This is a genomic window from Shewanella rhizosphaerae, assembly GCF_019457655.1.
Taxonomy (GTDB): Bacteria; Pseudomonadota; Gammaproteobacteria; order Enterobacterales; family Shewanellaceae; genus Shewanella; species Shewanella loihica.
Genome location: NZ_CP080420.1, coordinates 2,209,728 through 2,233,445 on the forward strand (window position 1 = coordinate 2,209,728; position 23,718 = coordinate 2,233,445).

Below are 23,718 nucleotides of genomic sequence, written 5' to 3' on the forward strand. Positions count from 1 at the left end.
ATAGCCAGTGAACCTCCTATTTTCAAAGGCTGTCGCGTATGATGCAGATATATACATCATCTGGGAGGCGAATAGCTTTTGCGCGTTCCATTCGAACAATCAAAACTGTGCATGTGCAAACTTCGTTAAATAGCACACCTAGTGTCAGGAGAGTTAGTCAAGATGAAAGGTAAATGTCTGTGTGGAGATGTCGAATTTTACATAAACGGACCTCTGCCTCACTTTTATCAGTGCCATTGTTCTTTATGCCGAAAGTTGTCTGCGTCCTCGTCAGATACCGCCACATTTCTTAATAAAGCGCAATTTACATGGATTAAGGGGGAGTCCCTTGTTAATTCATACATCACTGAAACCGGTTATCGTTCTGATTTCTGTAGCAAGTGCGGCAGTACAGTCCCTCATCTGATGAGTAATAAAAAGCAGTATTGGATCCCAGCCGGATTACTCGATGATGCGAAAGATAGCCGTGTCGTGGCGCATCTGTTTGTTGAGTCTAAAGCCAATTGGGACATTATTGGTGACAGCGGAGCACAATTTGAAGAGATGCCCGACATGGAAACCCTTAATAACGCATTGCAAAGATCAAATTGACGATCACTTTAGGCTCATCATCTGTCAGGAAGACTCTATCAATTTAAGCGTGTTATCACCCTTAGTGGCAACCTGTGATGAGGCCTGAAAAACCTATGTCGCTTTCCAAAGCGGTCGGTCGAGATATGCGGCCAACTGTTTAGCGCTGGCTTCAATTTCTAACTCGCTGCCGTGATCCATCACATTGGCTCGCTCACCATTGCGAAAGACCAGATTAAGCTCATAGCTGCGATAGGTGCGATTGTTAGAGCGTATAGACTCACTGATGATTTGTAATGCGTAGATATCGCTGAGTCGTCCCTGGCGACTGAGATCATCTCTTTTCGCGCCATCGTAGCTTTTGCCGCAAAAATAGGTGCCTAAGGCTTTATCGAAGGTCATGTGCTTCTTGCTGGAGAGCATCAAGAGACTAACCCCGATGAATAGGGCGCCAAGTAACGCCATGGCGCTGCCACCACCAGATTCACCATCGAGAAACAGGGTGGGACTGACGATGAAAAATATCCCTAAACCAGGTAGCAAAAACATCGAATATAAAATAATAGCCGTGACAGAGTGCTTAATAACAATCCGGCCTTGGGTCTCGACCATATCTTGTGTTTTAAAGTTTGAGCCGCCAGATTTCAGCGCATCCCAGCTGGTCTTTTCGGCAACGGGGTCATCCGTGTCAGCTAATTTTAGTTTGAACTTGTTAATTCTTATGTCCTTAATCGCGCTCATGGGCGTTTCCTTCTATGGCATTACTCCTTAAGGGAAAGAGTGTAATGCTATGGGAGTATTGAGTTTGAATCTCAGTGTCGGCGTCAGTTATGACTTGTTGTCTTTTACACGATTAGCGGCTTCTCAAGCGACAGTCTTTCAAGCGACAGTCATCACAAGCGACGATCACCACAAGCAACAGGCATTACATTGAGAATGAGTAAACAAAGAATCCTTTTCATGTGGAATTCCCTATCATCTACCACCTCTTAAGAACTGCGCACCTAGCCAGTTTTGTTTGCAAACTCTAGAAGTGATAACGCATTTTTACAATAACTTAGCACCGTCTTTGGCTGGTTGCCAATGGGTTGAATTGGGGAGAGCGTGGGAGATTTGTTAAGCGAGACTGCCGGTGGGTCGCTAGCTGTGTGATTCACCGCGAGCTCAGATATTGCTGAGCTCGCCAATGCTTAAGGGAATTCTGGGGACTTGCTTTCGATGCTGCGACGCTTAGTGTCCCGGCATGCCGTCGTTGATGCGATACCAAGAGGTGAGGCTGTATCTGTCGTGGTGCGACAGGGATACCTCGTGGGGGAAGAGTTCGCTTAAGAAGATCACCATGGTACCGAACCTTGGCTCGACAGTTTGGAATGGGGTGGTTTCGTCGCCTTCGTACATCAGTAGCTCACCGCCGTGGCTGGCTTGCCAGTCGGGGTTGAGATAGAGGATGCTGGTGAGCTTGCGGTTGGTCTGGCCCCTAAAGGCGTCAAGGTGGCGTTTGTAGAAGGCGCCTGGCGCGTAATAGGCCAGCATGGCTTCCTGGTCGAACAGGCCCAGATAGAGATAGCGGTTGACGGCGAGGCGCAGCTCTTCAGACCAATCGAAGTAGGCTTTGGCGAACTCCACCGACTCGTTTAACCAGCAGATCTTATCCCGGCGTATCGACTCGACGACCTGTTGGTCTTGCTGACGACCAATAGCGGCAGCCTTAAAGTCTTCCTCGGCAATCCCTGTGATGCCATCCAGCAGTTGTTGCAACATAGGCTGAGCCAAGACGTTGTGCAGCACAACATTGCCATGGGTCGCAAGCCGATCGCAGATGTCGGCAAACAGGATATCTTTAAGTTCTGAATCTGATGTTGTATCTGACGTTAAGTCTAAATGTGCTGTCAATGGCTTAGGATCCTAACATGGGGTGGAGCCTTATAGCTCTAAGCTGACAGTCTTGCTAACTAATAATTTTTGTGGTCAAGGTAAAAAGCTTTTTCTTTATTTATTAATCTTTTAAAACAATTGGATAGGGCTTTTTTCTGGCTATGGTTAACTCTGAATGAGAGGCATAAAAAAAGGTGCTCTATGAGCACCTTTTGTATTTTGGACAAGAGAGTAATTCGCGAAACTAGCGCTCGCGTGAGTCCCTCAAGCGATTAGACGGCGTCTTGATACTTCTTGCCGTAGAAGCTGGCGGTGAGTATCGCTTTGAGCTCGGCAATCAATGGGTATCTTGGGTTTGCCCCGGTACATTGATCGTCGAAGGCGTCTTCGGCAAGCTCGTCGAGTTTAGCGAAGAAGTCGGCTTCGTTGACACCGGCTTCTTGGATCGAAGCCGGAATGCCAATCGTCTTCTTGAGTTCATCGATTTTTTCGAGCAACGCTTCCACTTTTTCTTCATCGCTAATGCCTTCGCCTGTCGCGCCTTTTAATTTTAGATGTTCGGCTATCTTTGCGTAACGACAAAGGGCCTTGGGTCGGTCGTACTGGCTGAATGCGGCCTGCTTAGTCGGTAGATCGGTCGCGTTAAAGCGGATCACGTTGCTGATCAGCAGGGCGTTTGCCAAACCGTGTGCCAGGTGGAACTCGGCGCCCAGCTTGTGTGCCATAGAGTGACAGATCCCCAGGAAGGCGTTGGCGAAGGCGATGCCGGCAATGGTGGCGCCGTTATGTACCTTCTCACGGGCAACTGGAGCCTGAGCGCCCAGTGCGTATGAGTCTGGTAGATACTTAACTAACAGATCCAGCGCCTGCAGTGCCTGACCGTCGCTGTACTCGTTAGCCATCACGCTGACATAGGCTTCCAGCGCATGGGTAATGGCATCGATGCCTCCGAAGGCGGTAAGCGACTTTGGCATATCCATCACCAGGTTAGGGTCGACAATCGCCATGTTAGGGGTCAGCTCATAGTCGGCAATCGGATACTTCATGCCAGTCTGCTCGTCGGTGACTACGGCAAACGGTGTCACCTCTGAACCTGTGCCCGAGGTGGTAGGAATCGCCACCATCTTGGCCTTCTTGCCCAATTTCGGGAACTTGTAGATGCGCTTACGAATATCCATGAAGCGCAGCGCCAGATCGGCAAAGTCGACTTCAGGGTGTTCATACATGACCCAGATGATCTTGGCCGCATCCATAGGTGAGCCACCGCCGAGGGCGATGATCACGTCGGGCTGGAAGCTCTTGGCCACGCTGGCACCCTGGTTAACGATCGCCAGGGTTGGGTCGGCCTCTACTTCATAGAAGACTTCGGTTTCTAGGCCCTGAGACTTCAAGATCTTGATGGTCTCGTCACAGTAGCCGTTATTAAACAGATACTTGTCTGTCACGATCAGCGCGCGTCTCTTATCGCTTAGCTCTTCGAGGGCGATAGGCAAGCTGCCGCGGCGGAAATAGATAGAGGAGGGGAGTTTATGCCACAACATATTTTCGGCTCGCTTAGCGACAGTTTTCTTATTGATCAGGTGGCTAGGACCTACGTTTTCTGAGATGGAGTTACCGCCCCATGAACCACAGCCCAGGGTGAGCGATGGCGCCAACTTGAAGTTGTAAAGATCGCCGATGCCGCCCTGAGAGGCCGGGGTGTTGATCAGAATACGCGCGGTTTTCATTCTAAAACCGAAAGTTCTTACCCGCTCTGTCTGAGTATCCTGGTCGGTATACAGGCCCGATGTGTGGCCTATGCCGCCCAGTGTCACTAAGGCTTCGGCCTTGTTTAGCGCGTCGTCGAAATCGCTGGCGCGGTACATGGCCAGTAGCGGAGAGAGCTTCTCGTGGGCGAAGGCCTCGCTCTCGCTGATCTCGGTTGCCTGACCAATCAGCACCTTAGTGCTGGCGGGCACCTTGATGTTGGCCATGGCCGCTATGGTCGCCGCGCTCTGGCCTACGATGTCGGCGTTGAGCGCACCATTTTTAAGGATCACCTTCTGCATCGCCTTGGCTTCTTTGCTTGAAAGCATATAGCCGCCATGGCTGGCAAAACGCTCTTTGACAGCGTCATAGACAGCATCGACCACCACCACGGCCTGCTCTGACGCACACACCACGCCGTTATCGAAGGTCTTGGACATCAAGATAGAGCTGACCGCGCGCTTGATGTCGGCAGTCTCGTCGATAACGATAGGCGTGTTACCTGCGCCGACACCGATTGCTGGCTTGCCTGAAGAGTAGGCGGCCTTCACCATACCAGGGCCACCAGTGGCCAGGATCAGGTTGATCTTGTCATGGGTCATCAGTTGGTTAGACAGGGCCACGCTGGGCTCATCGATCCAGCCGATGATATCTTTCGGCGCGCCGGCTTCAACTGCGGCCTCAAGCACCAGGCGAGCGGCGGTAGTGGTTGAAACCTTGGCTCTTGGGTGCGGTGAGAAGATGATGCCGTTACGAGTCTTGAGGCTGATCAGCGCCTTGAAGATGGCGGTAGACGTTGGGTTGGTTGTCGGCACTATGCCGCAGATGAGGCCAACGGGCTCGGCGATGGTGATGGTGCCGAAGGTTGGGTCTTCCTCAAGGATGCCACAGGTCTTGTCATCCTTATACTTGTTGTAGATGTATTCGGAGGCGAAGTGGTTCTTGATCACCTTATCTTCCAGTACACCCATACCGGTTTCGTTGGCTGCCATCTTGGCCAGGGAGATACGGGCATCGGCCGCGGCCAGGGCGGCGGCGCGGAAGATTTTATCGACCTGCTCCTGACTAAAGTTGGCAAATTGTGCCTGGGCCTTGGCGACCCGTTCGACCAGTTGGTCGAGTTCCTGTTGGTTGCTAACAGTCATAATAAGATCCTTGGAAAAAAATTTAGCGAAAATTGTTTTTGGCTAAATTCTCTTTATGAAGGAAAATTACACCTTTGGTGGGGTGTTAACCGTGATCGGCACCGCAAAACCGCCTGTTAATGTAATAAAATGACATTGTGAGCACAATGTGACGGCTTTCACTGGGTTAATTTTAGTCGGGTAAAAATAGAATATTTAAGTCAAAGTTGTGAATTGTGATAGAAAATCTCGTTTTTCCACGGAGGAGCAATACTGTACAGTAGGCGTTTTTCAACCATACTGCTTTTTAACCGACTATAGCGTCACTTGAGGAGATGACATTGGATTTAACACTTTATGTTAAATTTTTTCTTGGCTTGGTAGCAATAATCAACCCCATAGGTTTGCTGCCCGTGTTTGTGAGTCTGACCAGTCACCAGACGGAAGCGGAGCGTAACCATACGGGTAAGGTCGCCAACTTTGCCGTGGTGGTGATCTTGCTTGTAACCATCATCGCCGGCCAGCATATCCTCAACATGTTTAGTATCTCGCTGTCGGCGTTCAGAATTGCCGGCGGCACCCTGATCGCCATCATCGCCATGTCCATGCTGCAAGGTAAGCTGGGCGAGGTGAAGCGTAACCAGGAAGAAGACAGGGAGGCGTCGGGCATGGAGTCAGTTGCTGTGGTGCCTCTGGCCTTGCCGCTGATGGCCGGTCCTGGTGCGATCAGTTCGGTGATTGTCTCGGCCGCGCAGCACAACACCTTTAGCGACCTTATTGGCATGTCGATCACTGTGGTGATCTTCGGCCTCACCAGTTTTACCCTGTTCCGTATGGCACCGGTGATCTTCAAGCTGCTGGGTAAGACGGGTATTAACGTGATCACCCGTCTCATGGGTCTGCTGATGCTCTCTATCGGTATTGAGGTGATGGCGGCCGGTTTCAAGGGCTTGTTTCCCAGCCTGATCGGCAGCTAGCCAGTTTTTGAAAAGGCTCTGGATAAGAAAAACGCGCTTGGTGCGCGTTTTTTTATGCCTATTTCCTTCGTGTCTCTTGGTGCTTTGCGTTGGGCTTACTGCAGATCAATCAGCGATCCCGCCTTGGCACTAAACAGATGTTGGTGCAGGCGGGCGGCAAACTCATCTGTCATTCCCGAGATATAGTCGGCGATCACCCGGTTGCAGTTACCTTCTTGCTGGGCCATCTGTTGCCAGCGCTCCTGGGTATTGAGGGGTAATAGACGCTCGGGATCCGAGGCGAAGGCCTCGAACAGCTCCATCACTATCTGCTGGCCCTTATATTCCAGCATCTGGATCTCGGGTTTGCGGATCACCCGCTTATAGACAAACTGCTTGAGCACATGGAGCGCCCCGGCGAAGGGAGGCTCCAGGCGGGCGTTATATCTGAGTAGCGGCTCGCAAAAATTGGGGTTTTCATCGATCAAGATGGCGGTGACGAAACCGTTAACCAGGGTACCTATGGCGTCTTTGCGCAGGTGATTTTCCAGCGCAAACAGCTTATCGCCTATGGTGGAAAACTCCTTGGCAATCCATTCATCGTCGCTGCCCGCTAGCAGGCTGGCCACATCTTGCTGCCACATGGCCTGGGTGACGATGCCCATGACGATGGCATCTTCGAGATCGTGAATGGCATAGGCGGTATCGTCGGCGAGCTCCATGATGGAGCAATCGAGTGACTTATACCGGGTGCGTCTGTGTTGATCTCTTTCTCCTGGCTCTGCCGAGACGAATCGCTCTCTGTCCTGGAGCGATAGCGGCTCGAGTACCCAGTCGAGCACAGGCTTGTCCTCAAAGAAGATCCCTTTCACCGGACGCCACTGGCTTGGCTTAAGCTGACGATAGCTGTCGACCTCTGGCCTTGGCTGGGACTGATACAGTTCGTTGTGGCTGGCGGGATATTTGAGGATCCCCAGCAAGGTGCGCCGGGTGAGGTTCATGCCATAGTGTTGGGTATAGGGCTCGAGCGCGGTGAGGATCCTGAAGGTTTGTCCGTTGCCCTCGAAGCCGCCGTCGCTACGCATCATATAATTGAGCGCGACCTCACCGCCGTGACCAAAGGGAGGATGGCCTATGTCGTGGGCCAGACAGAGGGATTCTATCAGGCTCATGGAGTCGAGCAGATGATGCAAGTCCGGGTATTTCTGTTTGAGCTGGGCGCAGATCCCTGTGCCTATCTGCGAAACCTCCAGCGAGTGGGTGAGGCGGGTGCGATAGAAGTCATTCATGCCGACACCCAGCACCTGGGTCTTGGCCTGTAGACGTCTGAAGGCGGCCGAGTGTAGAATGCGGGCGCGATCGCGCTGATAGGGGCTGCGGTGGTCGTTGCGCCTGAGTTTCTCTTCGCCCAAGCGTCTTTCATGCCAGATGGCCGATGTCATATGCTTTCCTCGTTGCCAGCTTTTAGCACTATAGCAGGCGATTGATCTCGTCGAGATTTAACTCGAAGCTGGGAATAAAGGTATCGATAAAATATTTTACCGCCGGATCCGGATTCTTGCCGAGGGATTCGGTGAGGCGGCGCTTGGCGGTATTGAACTCGTGGTTGCCAGCCGTCTGCTCCTCAAGGCATTTGAGGTAGGCGCACAGGGTGTCGGCGGATTTCACCAGCTGCTTGTACTCCTCGTCGGCCTGATCGCTTAGTAAAAGGTCCCGATAATCTTCTTGAAACTCTTCGGGCACCATCTCCAGCAGCCTGCGCTCGGCAATCGCCTCTATCTTCTTGTACTCGGCCTCGATCTCCTTGTTGAAATATTTGACTGGAGTGGGCAGATCGCCGGTGAGGATCTCGCTGGCGTCGTGAAATATCGCCAGGGTGGCGGCGCGCTCCGGACTGAGCTGCTTGTTGAATTTCTTGTTGGCTATGATGGCTAAAGCGTGGGCCACCATGGCGACCTGAAGCGAATGTTCCTGTACGTTTTCCGGGCGGACGTTGTACATGAGCGGCCAGCGTTGGATCAACTTCATCCTGGCCAGGTGGGCGAACAAATGACTCATACTGCTTTCCCTGTTGCTAAGTTGCTTTAACAGTAACACAGGGCAAGTAAATAGAAACAGAGCCTTAAAAATAAAAAAAAGCGATCCTGAGATCGCCTTTTCTTTGTTTAGTTACAGCCAGAAAACTTATTGGCTATAGCTGGTGAGGAAGTCACCGAACTCCACCAGTGCCTTATGCAGATCTTCCTTGTGGGGCAGGAAGACCACCCTGAGATGATCCGGCTCTGGCCAGTTAAAGGCGGTGCCTTGTACCAGTAGGATCTTCTTCTCTTTGAGTAGATCCAGCACCAATCGCTCGTCATCCCTCAGGTTAAACTTCTTGGCGTCGAGCTTAGGGAAGGCGTACAGCGCACCCTTAGGTTTCTTACAGCTTACCCCTGGGATCTGATTGAGCAGTTCATAGCAGGTGTTGCGCTGCAGCGTGAGTCTTCCTTCAGGGGCCACAAGCTCGTTGATGCTCTGATAGCCGCCCAGCGCGGTCTGAATCGCGTGTTGATTGGGGACGTTGGAGCACAGACGCATGGAGGCGAGCATGTCCAAGCCTTCGATATAGCTCTTAGCGGCCTTGAGGTTACCCGAGAGCATCATCCAGCCTACGCGAAAGCCCGCGGCGCGGTATGACTTGGAGAGACCATTGAAGGTGACGGTCAGAATATCGTCCGACAGTGTCGCTGCTGGAATGTGCACCGCGTCATCGTAGAGGATCTTGTCGTATATCTCATCGGCAAACAAAATGATGTCGTGCTGACGGCACAGCTCGATGATCTCCAGCAGTAACTCGCGGGAATAAACGGCGCCGGTGGGGTTGTTAGGATTGATCAGTACTATGCCGCGAGTGCGGCTGCTAATCTTGGATTTAATATCGTCGAGATCGGGAAACCAGTCTGATTCTTCATCGCAGCGATAGTGCTGCGCCTTGCCGCCTGAGAGGTGTACCGCCGCCGTCCACAGAGGATAGTCGGGTGAGGGCACCAGCACCTCATCGTCGCTGTTTAGCAGCCCCTGCATCGCCATCACGATGAGTTCCGATACGCCGTTGCCTATGTAGATATCCTCGATATCGACGCCAAATAGCCCCAGGCTCTGGTAGTGCTGTACGATCGCCTTGCGGGCCGAGAACAGCCCCTTGGACTCGCTGTAGCCCTGGGCGCTGGGTAGGTTAAGGATCACGTCGCGCACTATCTCTTCCGGGGCCTCGAAACCGAAAGGGGCCGGGTTACCTATGTTGAGCTTTAGGATGCGATGGCCTTCATCTTCCAAGCGTCTGGCTTCCTTATGGACAGGCCCGCGGATGTCGTAACAGACGGTGTCGAGTTTATTGGATTTAATGATAGGGCGCATCGAAACCTCGTGATAGCCGGTAAAGAAAAAAGCTGATTGTGTCAAAGCTCGTAAGTTATCGAACAATAACGAAAAAAAGTATTGTTTAAAAGGGGCTTTGCCGCAATTTAGGAAATATTTTTAGAGGAAAATGCTGAATAGCTTATTTGTTAAAAATATAATCGGAGTTTTGTTCTGGCCTGCTTGCCATTGGCAGTTGTTATCACTGCTTTTGTCAGCTTTAGGTACAAAAAAGCCAGCGAATTACGCTGGCTTTTATTATCGAGTTAACGGCTTGTTTAAGCGCGCTTCTTGAACTCGTGTGTACGAGTGTCGATCTCGATCAGGTCGCCAGTTTTAACGAAGTCTGCAACGCTCAGGGTTGCACCACCAGCGATAGTAGCAGGCTTCATAACTTTACCTGAGGTGTCGCCACGAGCTGAAGGCTCGGTGTAGGTCACTTCACGTACAACTGTGGTTGGTAGTTCAACAGAGATAGCCTTACCTTCATAGAAGGTTACCTGGCACTGTTCTTCCATACCGTCAACGATGTAAGCCGCTGCATCGCCTAGGTTGTCGGCTTCAACGTCGTACTGGTTGTATTCGGCATCCATGAAGACATACATAGGATCGGCGAAGTAAGAATAAGTACAATCAAGACGGTCTAGAATGATATCTTCCATCTTGTCTTCACCCTTAAAGGTGGTTTCGGTAGATGATTCTTGAAGTAGGTTCTTCAGTTTCATCTTAACGATAGCCGCGTTACGGCCTGAACGAGTTGTTTCAGTCTTTTGAACAACCCATGGGCTGCCATCTAACATGATCACGTTACCTGGACGGATTTCATGAGCAGTTTTCATTTCTCTATTTCCTATATTTTAGGGTGTTTCTATTTCAACGCAGTATCTTAGCTATTTTTAACGAATTGAACTAGTCGTGTTGCAAGATCTGCATCATTTAATGCTTCATTCGGCCAATCTTGTGCATGTTGCGTGAGGGCCAAATGCGCGTGATCCACTTGTTGCCACAGGGAAAGCAGAGTTTCCCGCTCGCCTTGGTTAAAGCAGATATTGAGCTTTTTCCAGGCGTCGGCGATTTCTGGGGCCAGATTATGACAATAAAGTGCCATAAAGGCTTCTAATTTTATCAGGTGATAGTCTTCTTCCTGGGGATAGATATGCCAGATAAAGGGTTTCGCCGCCCATTGGGCACGCAGGAAGGAGTCTTCACCGCGCACTATATTGAAGTCACAGCTCCATAGCAGGCGATCGTAACCCTGCTGATCTGTCATCGGCAGCAGATGTATGGTCAGCTTGCCATGGTGAAAACGGCTCCCCGGTGTCAATGCCTGCTGCTGGTCGATGAAGGCCCCCAGGCTATTGAGACTGCGACCGATAGGCACTAACAAATGCACTTGCTTGTCTCCATCTTGCCAATGGCGGCATAGGGCCTCGAGACTTTCGGTTTCATAGCTGAACAGGCTGATGACGGTATCATGCTCATCGATGCCACTTAGGCCCAGTGCCTCAAAATAGGCCTGTCGCTCTTTGTTATCCTGCCACGCTTGACGACGCTCCAGCAGATCCGCTTCGCAGATGAGGCCGCCAGTCTTCTCTGTAAAGCCAGGAAAATAAAACTGTTTTTTTAGGCCACTGCGCTGCAATGAGGGGAGGCCATGGCAGCCTTCAACCCAATCTTCTGCGCTCAGATACTCAAGGTTTAGCCAGACGGGCACCTTGTCACCGGCTTGATGTAGCGCAGCTATCCTGCCGAGCACCTCGGGGGGCAGTTCACAGGCAAACGCCTCGATAAGCACCTCTCCCGGCAAATACTCCTGGCTTAGCGGCGCGTCCCATTGTTTGATGCAGACGCCCTCGAAGTTTTGGTTAGTACATAAAGGGTCCAGCTTTGGCAAGATATGGCCAAAGCTGGCTAAGTCGTCCACCCATAGGGTGACGGCCAATCCATATTCCTTCGCCAGCTGTTTGGCCAGACGCCAGGTGACGCCAATATCGCCATAGTTATCGACGACGGCGCAGAAGATATCCCAGTGGTTGGCGTGTGTTTGACTCTGCATGGGGTTAGCTAATTTGGGTTCTCTATTACTCGGGGGAGTGTTTAACGCGACTTATTTCTTCGCCACTATCCCTTTGCCATTATCCCTTCGCCATTCTTGCTTCGCAAAGGCGAGCGTTAAGTATTGCATTCGGGCTTATATATCAGGGCTAAAAAAAGCGGCTATTCGCCGCTTTTTATACTGATGTGGCCGAAAGATTAGTCTTCCAGCTCTGCCAGGCACATCTCTTCGTAGATCTGCTTAACCCAGGCATCGACACGTTCTTCGGTCAGCTCAGGTTGACGATCTTCGTCGATACCCAGACCCACGAAGTGCTTATCGTCGGCCATGCCTTTAGAAGCTTCGAAGTCGTAGCCGTCGGTTGGCCAGTGGCCGATAACCACGGCGCCGCGCGCCTCAACGATCTCGTTAACCATGCCCATGGCATCGAGGAAATACTCGGCGTAGTCTTCCTGATCGCCACATCCGAAGATAGCGACTAGCTTACCGTCGAAATCGATCTGTTCTAATTCAGGGAAGAAATCGTCCCAATCGCATTGGGCTTCACCGTAATACCAGGTCGGGATACCGAATAGCAGCAGATCATATTCTGCAATCTGTTCTTTGGTACTCTTAGCGATATCCTTAACGTCGACCATCTTCTTACCCAGTTTCTTCTGGATCATCTTGGCGACGGCTTCGGTATTACCTGTATCACTGCCGAAAAAAAGACCTACAGTTGCCATTGTCTTTCCTTTATCTAGTTCACTGACGTTTGTTTCAATACCACTTAAGATCAGCTTCTGACCTGCTTAAGCAGTATCGATTCGATTAATTGGCTGCGGCTGATGTTACTGGCCAAAGCCTTTTCATTCAAGGCGTCGTATAAATCTTGTGACACCTTTAACTCTATTCGTTTTAATCCTGCGGCTCTGTCGCGCTGGATCTGATTTCGCTTATTGACCTTTAGTTGTTGCTCCCGGGGAAGGGGATTGCTGCGAGGGCGTCCTCGGCGTTTCTCCGTTGCAAACAGGTCTATCGTTGTTCTGTCTGAAGATTCTTTTGCCATCGAATGTTCATTTAACCTATGCCAGAGCTCTCCCAAGAGAGTTGGATCAAGCCCTTAGCTATAAACCCGGCACAGCCGAGAAATAATACTAACCAAACAATATAGCGGCCAAATTTAGGGACATTTCCCTGTTTGAGCACGTCATGTATTGCCATACCAATAAAGAAAAATATCGCCGCAAAGAACAGGTTTAAGCCAACTGCCTCTATCTGTTCCATATACTGAGATAACATGCTGCGTTCCCTCAGGCTAAAAAAAGAGGCGCGAATATACCATAGTTAAGCGATATCTGCTACACGCTTTACAGACAAGATTCAGTCATTTTCTGCGATAAACTCGGCGACGATGCGATTGAAAATAGCCGGTTTTTGTGCGTGTAACCAATGACCTGTGCCAGCCAGTGACTTGGCCTGGATCTTAGGGAACTGAGACAAGAACGCCTGGCGGTGCGCCGCGGTGACATAATCTGAATCGGCGCCGCGAATGCACAGGCTAGGTCCAGTGTAGGTTCTATCTGCCAGCGGCCAACCAATGAGGTGCTCATAGCTGGATTTCAGTCCGGCCAGGTTCATCTTCCAGGCAAAGCCTTGCTCATCCTTGGTGAGGTTTTTCAGCAGAAACAGCGCCGTACCTTCGTCGATACCGGCACCGAGCAGCTGCTTTTGCGCATCGGCGCGGTTAGCCAGCGCGCTAAGCTCTAGGTTGCTTAGGCCGGAAAACACGGTTTGATGCCTGGGCTGATAGGCGACGGGCGCAATGTCTGCCGCCACCAGACTCTTGACGCGATCGCCATAGAGCAGGGCCGTCGCCATGGCGATCTTGCCGCCCATGGAGTGGCCGACCAGGTGCGCTGACTCCAGCTCGAGTTCATCCATCAAACCAATTACGGCTTCGGCCAGCATGGGATAGTCCATGTTGGGCCAGTGTGGGCTGAGGCCATGGTTTGGCACGTCGATGCGGATCACCTGATGATCTTCGAGTGCATTGCCTAAGGTTTTTAGGTTATCCAGGTTGCCAAACAGGCCGTGGATAAGGATAACCGGGCTACCTTGTCCCGATTGGGTGTAATTCAAGCTGGTCATGGAAAGGCTGGTCTTGGAAAGTTAAGCGTGAAAATAATTGCCCAAATTGTGCCTGTTAATCGCTGCAAAAGACAGCATTAAGCGCGATCGCGCCATTCTCTGACGGGTTTTTGCGCACTTGAGGCGTAATTTATTGATCTTGTAACCAAGTTGTGGATTTTTAATGCGATCGCTCTTTATTCCTGTGGGAAAGATAGCATACACTTGAACGGATCTGGCATCAGTTGCTGCGGATCGCGTTCGCGATAACAATAACCTAATTACCTTTACCGTCTAAGGAAGATTCTAGTCATGAAATATATTGAGATTGATGAAGAGCTATATCGCCATATTGCCAGCAAGACAGAGCGCATAGGAGAGAGTGCTTCAGAGATCCTGCGACGATTACTCGGCCTAGACGTAGAGACGGTTGCCATGGAGCAGCCTAAGCAGATCAGCCAGCCAGGCCTTGATAAAGAGGTGGCGCAAACTCATCAGGCGGCGAGTATCGACCCCGAGACCTTGATCGACAAGGGGGCACTGGCCCAGCAAAAAGGCGCCGTTGGCCGTTTCCTGTTTACCTTAGAGGCTATCTATAAAGCGACGCCTAATCAGTTTGACCAGGTGCTGCAGATCCAGGGGCGCGATCGTCTCTATTTTGCGACCTCGAAAGAGTCGCTACTCAAGGCCAGTAAGTCGGCCAACCCGAAAGAGATTGGCAACAGTGGCTTCTGGGTCACCACCAATAACAACACGGCGAAGAAGCGCACCATCCTAAGCGAAGTATTAGGTCAGTTCGGCGTGCAAGAAAAACAGATTGAATCCATTATCGGTCATATTTAAGTGAGATACTGAGGCTCAATCTACCCGACACTTAGGAGTACATTTTGGCGCTACACGAGCGAGCCGGTAAACCGGCACAACAAAGGGACTTGGTTAATATTCCTAAACTGATGAGCCACTACTATCGGCTCTCACCGGATGTGACCAATGATGCGCAGAAGGTCACGTTCGGCACCTCGGGCCACAGAGGCTGTGCCTTTAATAAGAGTTTCAACGAGAAGCACATCTTGGCGATTGTTCAGGCTGTGGTGGATCACCGCATCGAGGCGGGCATCAAGGGCCCTATGATCGTCGGTATCGACACCCATGCACTGTCTCAGGCGGCTTATGTCACCGCTCTTGAGGTACTGACCGCCAATGGCGTGCAGGTGATTGTCGCCAAGAACGATGAGTATACGCCCACCCCTGTGGTGTCCCATGCCATCATAGCGGCCAACAGAGCGCAGGGGGCAGGGCTTACCTATGGGCTTAACTATGGGCTTACCGATGGCCTTATCATCACGCCATCTCACAATCCGCCTCAAGATGGTGGCATCAAATATAATCCCCCCCATGGTGGTCCGGCCGAAGGCGGCATCACGGCATGGGTCGAGCAGCGCGCCAACGAGTATCTGGCCAAGCAGCTAGAAGGGGTTAAGCGCCTCACCTATTCAGTAGCGGTCACGACCAGTCTTATTCAAGAGCGCGATCTGATGGCGGCTTATGTTGAAGATCTCGAGCAGGTGATCGACATGCAGGCCATTAAGCAGGCCGGTATTCGTATCGGCGTCGATCCCCTCGGCGGCTCAGGAATTCACTATTGGGACAAGATTGCCGAGCGCTATGGGCTGGATATTACCCTGGTGAACGATCGCATCGATCCCGCCTTTGGTTTTATGCCCCTGGATAAGGATGGCAAGATCCGTATGGACTGCTCATCGCCCTATGCCATGGCGGGACTGTTGGCCCATCAGGATGCCTTCGATATCTGTGTCGGTAACGATCCCGATTACGACAGGCACGGTATCGTCTGCCCAGGCAGCGGCCTGATGAACCCTAACTATTATCTGGCGGTGGCTATCGAGTACCTCTTGTCCCATCGCCCGCAGTGGTCTGCCGATCTCAAGATAGGTAAGACCCTGGTTTCCAGCGCCATGATAGACAAGGTGTGTAGTGAGCAGTCGCGTAGCCTCTGTGAAGTGCCGGTTGGCTTTAAATGGTTTGTCGATGGCCTAGCTGATGCCAGTTTCGCCTTCGGCGGCGAAGAGAGTGCCGGCGCCGCCTTCCTACGTCGTGACGGCGGCAGTTGGTGTACCGATAAAGATGGTTTCATCCTGGCGCTGCTGGCGGCAGAGATACTGGCGGTAACGGGTAAGACGCCTGCTAAGCTTTATGCCGAGATGGTCGAGCGTCACGGCGAGAGCTTCTACAAACGTATCGACTCGCCGGTTAACCCTAAGCGTAAGGTTAAGTTTAATCAGTTGGTGAGCGAGCCCTTGAATGTCAGCGATCTTGGCTGTGAAGCCATGGCTGGAGATGCGATCCTCGAGGTACTCACCCATGCTCCGGGTAATGGCGCGGCTATTGGCGGCATCAAGGTAGTGACCGAAAAAGCCTGGTTCGCCGCGCGCCCATCGGGCACAGAGGCGTTGTTTAAGCTCTATGGCGAAAGTTTTGTCAGCGAGGCACATCTCGAGCAGGTGCTGGAGCAGGCCCAGCAGATGATAGAGCGGCTGTTGGTCTAATCGAAGTTGGCCTAGTTCGTCGGTCTAGTTCGTTAGACTAACAGGCTCTTGGATAAACCTTAGTCGGTTACTCCTTGGAATCTTAATTCTTAGTACAGATCAAAAAAGCCAGTGATTCACTGGCTTTTTTTGGGGGCGTAACTTGCATCGAGCTGCTTGGAATAACCAAGCGCTAGTAGGTAAGGTGACAGCTAGGCAAGTTGTTCTTTTCCAGATAGTTCTGATGGTACTCCTCCGCCTTATGGAAGGTGAGCACTGGGACTATCTCAGTCACTATGGGTCTAAGCCCCCATTTACCGCTTCGGGCGAGGGCCAACTTTGAGGTTTCGGCCTGTTCCTTCTGCGTCTTGTCGTGGAAGAAGATGGCGCTGCGATACTGGCTGCCGATATCGCCGCCCTGCATATTGAGCATGGTGGGATTATGGTTACTCCAGAACACAGACAGCAGATCGTCGAAGCTCACCTTGGTCTCGTCAAACTCGACCTGTACCACCTCGGCGTGCCCGGTTGTGCCAGTCTTAACCTCTTTATAGGTGGTGGCCTTGTCATCACCGCCCATATAGCCACAGGTGGCAGAGGTAACGCCGTCTATCTGCTTGAAAAAATACTCTACGCCCCAGAAACAGCCTGCGCCAAATGTTGCTAATGCCATGGTTGACCTCTTCTCGATTAACGCTTATCTATCTTTTGTTCATCTAGATAGCCAATTATCTAGTGTCTAAATTATCTAACGAATCGTCTAGCGCAGTTAATTTTATACGTTTAGATGGCTAGACGGCTTTATTCTGTATTATCTGATTAACGAATGCAACAGGGAAAATATGCGGCGATCGACTGGCCCGCGTGGTCGTCGACTCGCTTAAGTGTTACTATGCTGGCCAACTGATAATAATGCTAATAAATCCAAGGAGTCGCTATCTTTCAGGCCTACAAGGTGGGCGCTGTGGTAGTGATGCAGTAAGGAGTTTGCAGTGCAAGACACCCTGATGTTGTCGAAAGACTTTTTGCAATTGACACTAGACAATCCTGTCGGCCTCGAGGCGTTTGAATTTACCCTGGGGCAACACACCCAGGTGTCGGTATGGGATACCGGCGTCATCCAATTTGAGCCGCTCGTTACGCATGAAGCTAATCAAGAGAGCGAGCAAGATGGAAAGGAAGATGCGCTTAAGAGCATAGTGCTCTCGTCGGCGGTTCATGGTAACGAGACGGCGCCAATCGAGCTGTGTGATCAGCTTATTACCGCGCTGCTGTCTGAGACGCTGATCGCCCGTCATCGCTTGCTGTTTCTAATCGGTAACCCACCAGCTATCCTAAACGGTACCCGTTTCGTCGAAGAGAACCTCAATCGTCTCTTCAGCGGCGCCCATGCCAAGGGTGAGAGCAATGCCGAGCGGTTCCGTGCTAAGAAGCTGGAGCAGTATGTGGATCGCTTCTTTAATGCGGCGCCCGAAGGCGGCAGTCGTTATCACTACGACCTGCACACGGCAATACGCGCCTCCAAGCATGAGAAGTTTGCCATCTATCCTTATCCACACGGCGCACCTTACAGCGGCGAGCAGATCATGTTCTTGGCCGCCTGCGGCATCAACACAGTGCTGTTTCACCACGAACCTACCACCACCTTTAGTTATTTCTCCGCCCATGGCTATCAGGCCCATGCCTTTACCATAGAGCTTGGCAAGGTGATGCCCATGGGGCAGAACGATATGACGCGTTTTATTGTGGTGAAAGAGATGTTGACCCGTCTGGTAAGCGGCCGCGATCTCGAGCTTGGTGAGTTTGATCCTAGCCAGGTGAATCTGTATCAGGTTAATCGCTCAATCAACAAGCAGTTTGATGACTTTAGCTTTACCTTTGCCGACGACGTAGAGAATTTTACGGCGTTTCCAAGAGGTTATATATTGGCTAAGGATGGCGGGACTGAGATTAAGGTCGAGGCCGAATCTGAGTCTATCGTGTTTCCCAACGCCAATGTGCCGGTTGGCCAGCGCACTGTGCTGTGTTTAGTGCCTGCCAAAGATTATCGCGTGGTTTAGGCTCTGGCTTGTAAAGCTAGCGATACATGGGGGAGGGTAGCTAGTTGTTAGCCACACCCTGTGATAGCTTGCTAGGTAGTTTACGTTAACGTAACTTTAAGGCCGCGTCATAATAGAGAATAGTGAACAACTTAGGCTGTTCGCAGTCAGATAACAAGAATACTCAGCTGATAAGAGAATAGTATGAGCAACGCAACGAGCAATACAGAGACTGTCCATCGCGTCAGTTTTCTCGATAAGGATTCATTATCGATCCCGATCCTGAAGATCCTTCAAGCCGACGGTACCACCTTTGAAAATGCTGTGTTACCCGTGATCGATCAGGATTTGGCTGCCAAAATTTATGATACTTGTGTGTTCACACGAGTACTCGATGAGCGCATGTTAGCCGCTCAGCGTCAGGGACGGATCAGCTTCTACATGACCTGTACCGGTGAAGAAGCCGCCGTGGTCGGCAGTGTCGCCGCCTTGGATCAGGACGATGTCATTTTAGCCCAGTACCGTGAACACGCGGCGATCCGCTATCGTGGCTTCACCACTGAGCAGTTTATGAACCAGATGTTTAGCAACGAGAAAGATCTGGGTAAGGGCCGTCAGATGCCGATCCACTACGGCTGTGAGGCGCTCAATTACCAGACCATCTCATCGCCGTTGGCCACTCAGATCCCACAGGCGACGGGTGTCGGCTATAGCCTCAAGATGCAGGGCAAACGTAACGTTGCCATCTGCTACTTCGGTGAAGGCGCAGCCTCAGAGGGCGATTTCCATGCCGGTCTCAACATGGCCGCCGTGCTGAACTCTCCAGTTATCTTCTTCTGTCGTAACAATGGTTACGCCATCTCGACCCCAACCAACGAACAGTTTGCCGGTAACGGTATCGCCAGTCGTGGTGTGGGCTATGGCATGCATACCATTCGCGTGGACGGTAACGACATGCTGGCAGTGATGGCAGCGACCCAGCAGGCGAGAGCCTATGCGCTGGAGCACAACAAGCCTGTGCTGATTGAAGCCATGACCTATCGTCTTGGCGCTCACTCCTCTTCGGACGATCCATCTGGCTACCGTTCTAAGGATGAAGAGGCCAAGTGGCAGCAGCATGATCCGGTTAAGCGTTTTAAGCTGTGGTTGATCAACAAGGGCTGGCTTGCCGAGAGCGACGATGCGGCCCTGTATGAGAAGTACCGTGAAGAGGTACTGGCCGCGGTGAAGGTTGCCGAGAAGCTACCTGCACCTAAGATTGACGAGATCATCGAAGATGTCCTCGATGAGCCGACGCCTAGGCTCAAGCAGCAGCTGACCGAGCTTAAGCAGCACATCAAGAAATATCCTGATTCCTATCCACGCAGTGCAGGGAGAGATTAAATCGTGGCAAAGATTAATATGTTACAAGCCATCAACGATGCCTTGACCATTGCGATGGAAACCGACGACAAGGCGGTGATCTTCGGCGAAGACGTTGGCCATTTTGGCGGCGTATTCCGCGCCACCTCTGGCCTGCAGGATAAGTTTGGTCGCGATCGTTGTTTCAACACCCCGCTGACAGAGCAGGGTATCGCTGGTTTTGCCAACGGTCTGGCATCTAATGGCATGACGGCCATTGCCGAGATCCAGTTTGCCGACTATATCTTCCCGGCGTTCGATCAGATAGTAAACGAGTCAGCCAAGTTCAGATACCGCAGCGGTAACGAGTTTAATGTGGGTGGTATCACCTACCGTACCCCTTATGGTGGCGGCATCGCCGGTGGTCATTACCACTCGCAATCGCCAGAAGCGTATTTCACTCAGACACCGGGTCTAAAGGTGGTCGTGCCCCGTAACGCCTATCAGGCTAAGGGCCTGCTGCTTGCCTCGATTCGTGACAAGAACCCTGTGGTCTTCTTCGAGCCTAAGCGTCTCTACCGCGCCAGCGTGGGCGAGGTGCCGGATGAAGCCTATGAGATTGAACTAGGCAAGGCCGAAGTGGTTCAGGAAGGTACAGACATTACCGTGTTGGCCTGGGGCGCTCAGATGGAGATCGTTGAAGAGGCGGCTAAGATGGCGGCCAAGAAGGGGATCTCTTGTGAGGTTATCGACCTGCGCACACTCGCGCCTTGGGATGTCGATACCGTTGCGGCCTCGGTGAAGAAGACCGGACGCTTGGTGATCAACCATGAAGCGCCGCTGACCGGTGGCTTTGCCGGCGAGATCGCCGCGACTATCCAGCAGGAGTGTTTCCTCTATCTGGAATCGCCAATTAGCCGCGTATGTGGTCTGGATACCCCATATCCGCTGATCCATGAGAAAGAATATATGCCTGATGCGCTCAAGACCTTTGAAGCGATCAAAGCATCGATGAAATACTAGGAGCCCCAGGCATGATTAAAGATTTTATTTTGCCCGATATTGGCGAGGGCGTGGTGGAGTGTGAGCTGGTCGAGTGGTTGGTTGCCGAAGGCGATACCGTCACCGAAGATCAGCCCATTGCCGACGTGATGACAGATAAGGCGCTGGTGCAGATCCCGGCGGTTCACGGTGGTGTCATCAAAAAACTTCACTATAAGAAAGGTGACATAGCTATCGTTCACGAGCCGCTCTATTCAGTGGAAATCGATGGTGAGCTAGACGGCGATGCGACCACAGAATCAGCAGCTGAAGAAGCTGTCGTTCAATCTGATTCACAGCCAGTTGTTGGCGGCAAACGTGTCGAAGAGTTCCTGTTACCGGATATCGGTGAAGGGATTGTCGAGTGCGAGTTGGTGGAGTGGTTGGTGGCCGAAGGTGACATGGTGGTGGAAGACCAACCTATCGCCGATGTGATGACCGACAAGGCACTGGTGCAGATCCCGGCCATCAAGAGCGGTAAGGTGGTTAAACTCCATTACCGTAAGGGTCAGCTGGCACAGGTGCACACCCCGCTTTTCTCTATCGAGGTAGAGAGCGAAGAGGGCGCCGTTGCTGCCCCGGTAGCAGATAGCGCTCCAGCTGGGGTTGACCACGAAGAGGTTGAACTTCACGCCCCTGCTGGTAATGGCAAGGCGCTGGCAAGCCCGGCCGTGCGTCGTCTGGCGCGCAGCTATGATATCGATCTCAGCCTGGTGCCGGGTTCTGGTAAACATGGCCGAGTCTATAAGGAAGATGTCGAGCGCTTCCGTAGCGGCGAAGCCGTGAAGGCCAAGGCGGCGAAAGCACAGGCCCAAAGCGAGCCAACAGCTGCGCCTATAGCGGTTTCAGCAGGCGATCGCGTCGAGCCTATTCGCGGCGTCAAGGCCGTCATGGCCAAGATGATGACAGAGTCTGTCTCTACCATCCCGCACTTCACCTATTGTGAAGAGCTGGATCTGACCGAGCTGGTTGCGCTTCGCGAATCGATGAAGGCGCGCTACTCGAGTGACGATCTCAAGCTGACCATGATGCCTTTCTTCATGAAGGCGATGTCGCTGGCGCTGACTCAGTTCCCTGGCATCAACAGCCGTGTGAACGACGATTGCACCGAGCAGACCTTCCTTGCGTCACACAACATAGGCATGGCAGTAGACTCTAAGGTGGGTCTATTGGTGCCAAACGTGAAGGATGTGCAGCAAAAATCTATTCTTGAGGTCGCGGCCGAAATTACCCGCCTGACCAAGGATGCCCGCAGCGGGCGTGTCAGCCCGGCTGACCTTAAGGGCGGCAGCATCTCCATCTCAAATATTGGCGCCCTGGGGGGCACTGTGGCAACGCCTATTATCAACAAGCCTGAGGTGGCCATCGTTGCCCTGGGTAAGTTGCAGACCCTGCCACGCTTCAACGATAAGGGTGAGGTCGAGGCCCGTAAGATCATGCAGATCAGCTGGTCTGGCGATCACCGTGTAATAGACGGCGGCACCATTGCGCGCTTCTGTAACCTGTGGAAGCAGTATCTTGAGTCACCACAGGAGATGTTACTGGCGATGCACTAATCGCACGTAGCAGTTCACTAATAAGAGCGCCATTTGGCGCTCTTTTTTTTATCCAGAGTTAATCTTTGGCGTCAGATTAAGTATAATGCCGCTAATTAGTCCCACTCTTTGGTTTGAGCATGAGTCAAGTAGCACCAAGCATCGAAAATATTCAGTATCCGTTTCCAGCAAAGCCCATTCCCCTAAGCGATAGCGAGAAGCAGGCCTACAAGGCGCGCATCAAGCAGCTGTTGAAGGAGAAAGAGGCTGTCTTGGTGGCCCACTACTATACAGATCCTGAGATCCAGGCTCTGGCGGAAGAGACGGGCGGTTGTGTATCAGACTCTCTAGAGATGGCCCGCTTCGGCCGTGACCATCCTGCAAAGACTCTGATCGTGGCCGGGGTTAAGTTTATGGGCGAGACCTCTAAGATCTTAAGCCCGGAAAAGACTGTGCTTATGCCAACCTTGGATGCCACCTGCTCACTGGATGTAGGCTGTCCTATCGACACCTTTAGCGCCTTCTGTGACGCCCATCCAGATCATACCGTCGTGGTATATGCCAACACCTCGGCCGCCGTTAAGGCACGCGCCGATTGGGTGGTAACCTCGAGCATCGCCCTTGAGATCGTCGAGCATCTCGATAGCCAAGGTAAGAAGATCATCTGGGGACCTGACCGTCACCTGGGAAGCTATATCGCCAAGCAGACTGGCGCCGACATGCTGATGTGGCAGGGCGAGTGTATCGTGCACGATGAGTTCAAGGCCAAGGCGCTGCGTCAGTTAAAAGAGCAGTATCCTAATGCGGCTGTGTTGGTGCATCCCGAATCACCGGCGAGCGTGGTTGAGATGGCCGATGCCGTTGGCTCCACTAGTCAGCTGATCAAGGCGGCGCAGAGCCTGGAGAACGACACCTTTATCGTGGCTACCGATAAGGGGATCTTCTACAAGATGCAACAGGCGGCGCCGAACAAGACCCTGATCGAGGCGCCCACCGGCGGTAACGGCGCGACCTGTCGTAGCTGTGCCCACTGTCCTTGGATGGCGATGAACGGCCTTAAGGCAATCGAGGCGGCATTGCTTAACGACGGTTCGGAGCAACACGAGATCTTCGTCGATGAATCGCTCAGAGAGCGTGCACTGTTGCCGCTCGATCGTATGCTAGATTTTGCCAAGACGCTGAACATGCAGGTTAAAGGTAACACCTAGGCGTTAAACAGCTTCTGCCAGCACACTTTGCTAACGTTAAAAGCGCCTCTAGGGCGCTTTTTTGTTGCCTGTCGACCGACGGTGCCGCGGCTATACTAGACTTTATGGGCATTGTGAGGCTGCTTAAGGCATGTTAAAAAGTGAATAGTGTCATTTTATTGATGCCTTTAGTG

At 52.0% G+C, this 23,718-nt stretch carries 22 protein-coding genes; 9 read left to right on the plus strand and 13 right to left on the minus strand.

The genetic code is table 11. From position 1 onward, the window contains the following. Nucleotides 1-162: 162 nt before the first annotated feature. The gene (locus K0I63_RS09855) at nucleotides 163-591 is read left to right on the plus strand and encodes a GFA family protein (protein WP_220083299.1); all 429 of its coding nucleotides are present in this window, start codon (nucleotides 163-165) and stop codon (nucleotides 589-591) included. A 93-nt stretch (nucleotides 592-684) separates the two neighbouring features. On the opposite strand, the gene K0I63_RS09860 is transcribed toward K0I63_RS09855, so the two are convergent. The 3 genes from K0I63_RS09860 to adhE all read right to left on the minus strand — a co-directional run bounded on the left by K0I63_RS09860 (nucleotide 685) and on the right by adhE (nucleotide 5,336). Continuing rightward, nucleotides 685-1,311 (minus strand): hypothetical protein, encoded by a 627-nt coding sequence (locus K0I63_RS09860; protein ID WP_220083300.1) that lies wholly within the window; start codon nucleotides 1,309-1,311, stop codon nucleotides 685-687. 489 nt (nucleotides 1,312-1,800) lie between these two features. Continuing rightward, complete coding sequence (locus K0I63_RS09865; RefSeq protein ID WP_220083301.1) at nucleotides 1,801-2,463, minus strand: 2OG-Fe(II) oxygenase; 663 nt, start codon at nucleotides 2,461-2,463, stop codon at nucleotides 1,801-1,803. Between the two features lie 254 nt (nucleotides 2,464-2,717). Continuing rightward, nucleotides 2,718-5,336 carry a bifunctional acetaldehyde-CoA/alcohol dehydrogenase gene (gene adhE, locus K0I63_RS09870; protein WP_220083302.1) on the minus strand — a complete coding sequence of 873 codons (2,619 nt, stop codon included), beginning with the start codon at nucleotides 5,334-5,336 and terminating at the stop codon, nucleotides 2,718-2,720. 320 nt (nucleotides 5,337-5,656) lie between these two features. On the opposite strand from adhE, the gene K0I63_RS09875 reads away from it, so the two are divergent. Then, nucleotides 5,657-6,292, plus strand: a complete 636-nt coding sequence (locus tag K0I63_RS09875) for a YchE family NAAT transporter (RefSeq protein ID WP_041406624.1) — start codon at nucleotides 5,657-5,659, stop codon at nucleotides 6,290-6,292. 95 nt (nucleotides 6,293-6,387) lie between these two features. On the opposite strand, the gene K0I63_RS09880 is transcribed toward K0I63_RS09875, so the two are convergent. From K0I63_RS09880 to K0I63_RS09920, 9 genes are all read right to left on the minus strand, one after another. Then, nucleotides 6,388-7,713, minus strand: coding sequence for an anti-phage deoxyguanosine triphosphatase (locus K0I63_RS09880; protein ID WP_220083303.1), 1,326 nt, complete (start codon nucleotides 7,711-7,713; stop codon nucleotides 6,388-6,390). Between the two features lie 28 nt (nucleotides 7,714-7,741). After that, nucleotides 7,742-8,329, minus strand: a complete 588-nt coding sequence (gene yfbR / locus K0I63_RS09885; protein WP_220073828.1) for a 5'-deoxynucleotidase — start codon at nucleotides 8,327-8,329, stop codon at nucleotides 7,742-7,744. A 126-nt stretch (nucleotides 8,330-8,455) separates the two neighbouring features. After that, nucleotides 8,456-9,670 (minus strand): pyridoxal phosphate-dependent aminotransferase, encoded by a 1,215-nt coding sequence (locus K0I63_RS09890; protein ID WP_220083304.1) that lies wholly within the window; start codon nucleotides 9,668-9,670, stop codon nucleotides 8,456-8,458. Between the two features lie 278 nt (nucleotides 9,671-9,948). Next, a complete protein-coding gene (gene efp / locus K0I63_RS09895; protein WP_011865713.1) occupies nucleotides 9,949-10,509 on the minus strand; it encodes an elongation factor P in 561 nt (186 codons plus the stop codon). A 47-nt stretch (nucleotides 10,510-10,556) separates the two neighbouring features. Next, a complete protein-coding gene (gene earP, locus K0I63_RS09900) occupies nucleotides 10,557-11,726 on the minus strand; it encodes an elongation factor P maturation arginine rhamnosyltransferase EarP (RefSeq protein WP_220083305.1) in 1,170 nt (389 codons plus the stop codon). Nucleotides 11,727-11,923: 197 nt separating this feature from the next. Further along, nucleotides 11,924-12,451, minus strand: a complete 528-nt coding sequence (gene fldA / locus K0I63_RS09905; RefSeq protein WP_011865715.1) for a flavodoxin FldA — start codon at nucleotides 12,449-12,451, stop codon at nucleotides 11,924-11,926. A gap of 50 nt (nucleotides 12,452-12,501) precedes the next feature. Next, nucleotides 12,502-12,774 (minus strand): LexA regulated protein, encoded by a 273-nt coding sequence (ybfE, locus tag K0I63_RS09910; protein ID WP_011865716.1) that lies wholly within the window; start codon nucleotides 12,772-12,774, stop codon nucleotides 12,502-12,504. A gap of 11 nt (nucleotides 12,775-12,785) precedes the next feature. Next, the gene (locus K0I63_RS09915; protein ID WP_011865717.1) at nucleotides 12,786-13,007 is read right to left on the minus strand and encodes a DUF2788 domain-containing protein; all 222 of its coding nucleotides are present in this window, start codon (nucleotides 13,005-13,007) and stop codon (nucleotides 12,786-12,788) included. 81 nt (nucleotides 13,008-13,088) lie between these two features. After that, nucleotides 13,089-13,847: an alpha/beta fold hydrolase gene (locus K0I63_RS09920; protein ID WP_491573759.1), complete on the minus strand. Its 759-nt coding sequence runs from the start codon at nucleotides 13,845-13,847 to the stop codon at nucleotides 13,089-13,091. Between the two features lie 300 nt (nucleotides 13,848-14,147). Here K0I63_RS09920 and seqA point away from each other — a divergent pair, with 300 nt between their 5' ends. Continuing rightward, on the plus strand, nucleotides 14,148-14,678 hold the full coding sequence (gene seqA, locus K0I63_RS09925) for a replication initiation negative regulator SeqA (RefSeq protein WP_011865719.1): 531 nt from the start codon (nucleotides 14,148-14,150) through the stop codon (nucleotides 14,676-14,678). Between the two features lie 44 nt (nucleotides 14,679-14,722). Continuing rightward, nucleotides 14,723-16,402 (plus strand): phosphoglucomutase (alpha-D-glucose-1,6-bisphosphate-dependent), encoded by a 1,680-nt coding sequence (gene pgm, locus K0I63_RS09930; RefSeq protein ID WP_220083307.1) that lies wholly within the window; start codon nucleotides 14,723-14,725, stop codon nucleotides 16,400-16,402. A 172-nt stretch (nucleotides 16,403-16,574) separates the two neighbouring features. On the opposite strand, the gene msrA is transcribed toward pgm, so the two are convergent. Continuing rightward, nucleotides 16,575-17,054, minus strand: a complete 480-nt coding sequence (gene msrA / locus K0I63_RS09935) for a peptide-methionine (S)-S-oxide reductase MsrA (RefSeq protein WP_220083308.1) — start codon at nucleotides 17,052-17,054, stop codon at nucleotides 16,575-16,577. Between the two features lie 334 nt (nucleotides 17,055-17,388). On the opposite strand from msrA, the gene astE reads away from it, so the two are divergent. The 5 genes from astE (at nucleotide 17,389) to nadA (ending at nucleotide 23,545) form a co-directional block, all read left to right on the plus strand. After that, nucleotides 17,389-18,441 carry a succinylglutamate desuccinylase gene (gene astE / locus K0I63_RS09940; RefSeq protein WP_434086799.1) on the plus strand — a complete coding sequence of 351 codons (1,053 nt, stop codon included), beginning with the start codon at nucleotides 17,389-17,391 and terminating at the stop codon, nucleotides 18,439-18,441. Between the two features lie 183 nt (nucleotides 18,442-18,624). Continuing rightward, a complete protein-coding gene (locus K0I63_RS09945) occupies nucleotides 18,625-19,803 on the plus strand; it encodes a thiamine pyrophosphate-dependent dehydrogenase E1 component subunit alpha (RefSeq protein ID WP_011865723.1) in 1,179 nt (392 codons plus the stop codon). 3 nt (nucleotides 19,804-19,806) lie between these two features. Next, nucleotides 19,807-20,784, plus strand: coding sequence for an alpha-ketoacid dehydrogenase subunit beta (locus tag K0I63_RS09950; protein ID WP_011865724.1), 978 nt, complete (start codon nucleotides 19,807-19,809; stop codon nucleotides 20,782-20,784). Nucleotides 20,785-20,795: 11 nt separating this feature from the next. Beyond that, nucleotides 20,796-22,358 carry a dihydrolipoyllysine-residue acetyltransferase gene (locus tag K0I63_RS09955; RefSeq protein WP_220083310.1) on the plus strand — a complete coding sequence of 521 codons (1,563 nt, stop codon included), beginning with the start codon at nucleotides 20,796-20,798 and terminating at the stop codon, nucleotides 22,356-22,358. Nucleotides 22,359-22,477: 119 nt separating this feature from the next. Further along, entirely contained in the window at nucleotides 22,478-23,545 is a 1,068-nt protein-coding gene (gene nadA, locus K0I63_RS09960) for a quinolinate synthase NadA (RefSeq protein WP_220083311.1), read from the plus strand. Nucleotides 23,546-23,718 lie beyond the last annotated feature (173 nt).

What these genes read in the sequence shown, in the direction of transcription:
- K0I63_RS09855 (WP_220083299.1), top strand. Translation starts at nt 163, where the DNA reads ATGAAAGGTAAATGTCTGTGTGGAGATGTCGAATTTTACATAAACGGA.
- K0I63_RS09860 (WP_220083300.1), bottom strand. Translation starts at nt 1,311, where the DNA reads ATGAGCGCGATTAAGGACATAAGAATTAACAAGTTCAAACTAAAATTA.
- adhE (WP_220083302.1), bottom strand. Translation starts at nt 5,336, where the DNA reads ATGACTGTTAGCAACCAACAGGAACTCGACCAACTGGTCGAACGGGTC.
- K0I63_RS09880 (WP_220083303.1), bottom strand. Translation starts at nt 7,713, where the DNA reads ATGACATCGGCCATCTGGCATGAAAGACGCTTGGGCGAAGAGAAACTC.
- yfbR (WP_220073828.1), bottom strand. Translation starts at nt 8,329, where the DNA reads ATGAGTCATTTGTTCGCCCACCTGGCCAGGATGAAGTTGATCCAACGC.
- K0I63_RS09890 (WP_220083304.1), bottom strand. Translation starts at nt 9,670, where the DNA reads ATGCGCCCTATCATTAAATCCAATAAACTCGACACCGTCTGTTACGAC.
- efp (WP_011865713.1), bottom strand. Translation starts at nt 10,509, where the DNA reads ATGAAAACTGCTCATGAAATCCGTCCAGGTAACGTGATCATGTTAGAT.
- earP (WP_220083305.1), bottom strand. Translation starts at nt 11,726, where the DNA reads ATGCAGAGTCAAACACACGCCAACCACTGGGATATCTTCTGCGCCGTC.
- fldA (WP_011865715.1), bottom strand. Translation starts at nt 12,451, where the DNA reads ATGGCAACTGTAGGTCTTTTTTTCGGCAGTGATACAGGTAATACCGAA.
- ybfE (WP_011865716.1), bottom strand. Translation starts at nt 12,774, where the DNA reads ATGGCAAAAGAATCTTCAGACAGAACAACGATAGACCTGTTTGCAACG.
- K0I63_RS09915 (WP_011865717.1), bottom strand. Translation starts at nt 13,007, where the DNA reads ATGTTATCTCAGTATATGGAACAGATAGAGGCAGTTGGCTTAAACCTG.
- seqA (WP_011865719.1), top strand. Translation starts at nt 14,148, where the DNA reads ATGAAATATATTGAGATTGATGAAGAGCTATATCGCCATATTGCCAGC.
- msrA (WP_220083308.1), bottom strand. Translation starts at nt 17,054, where the DNA reads ATGGCATTAGCAACATTTGGCGCAGGCTGTTTCTGGGGCGTAGAGTAT.
- astE (WP_434086799.1), top strand. Translation starts at nt 17,389, where the DNA reads ATGTTGTCGAAAGACTTTTTGCAATTGACACTAGACAATCCTGTCGGC.
- K0I63_RS09945 (WP_011865723.1), top strand. Translation starts at nt 18,625, where the DNA reads ATGAGCAACGCAACGAGCAATACAGAGACTGTCCATCGCGTCAGTTTT.
- K0I63_RS09955 (WP_220083310.1), top strand. Translation starts at nt 20,796, where the DNA reads ATGATTAAAGATTTTATTTTGCCCGATATTGGCGAGGGCGTGGTGGAG.
- nadA (WP_220083311.1), top strand. Translation starts at nt 22,478, where the DNA reads ATGAGTCAAGTAGCACCAAGCATCGAAAATATTCAGTATCCGTTTCCA.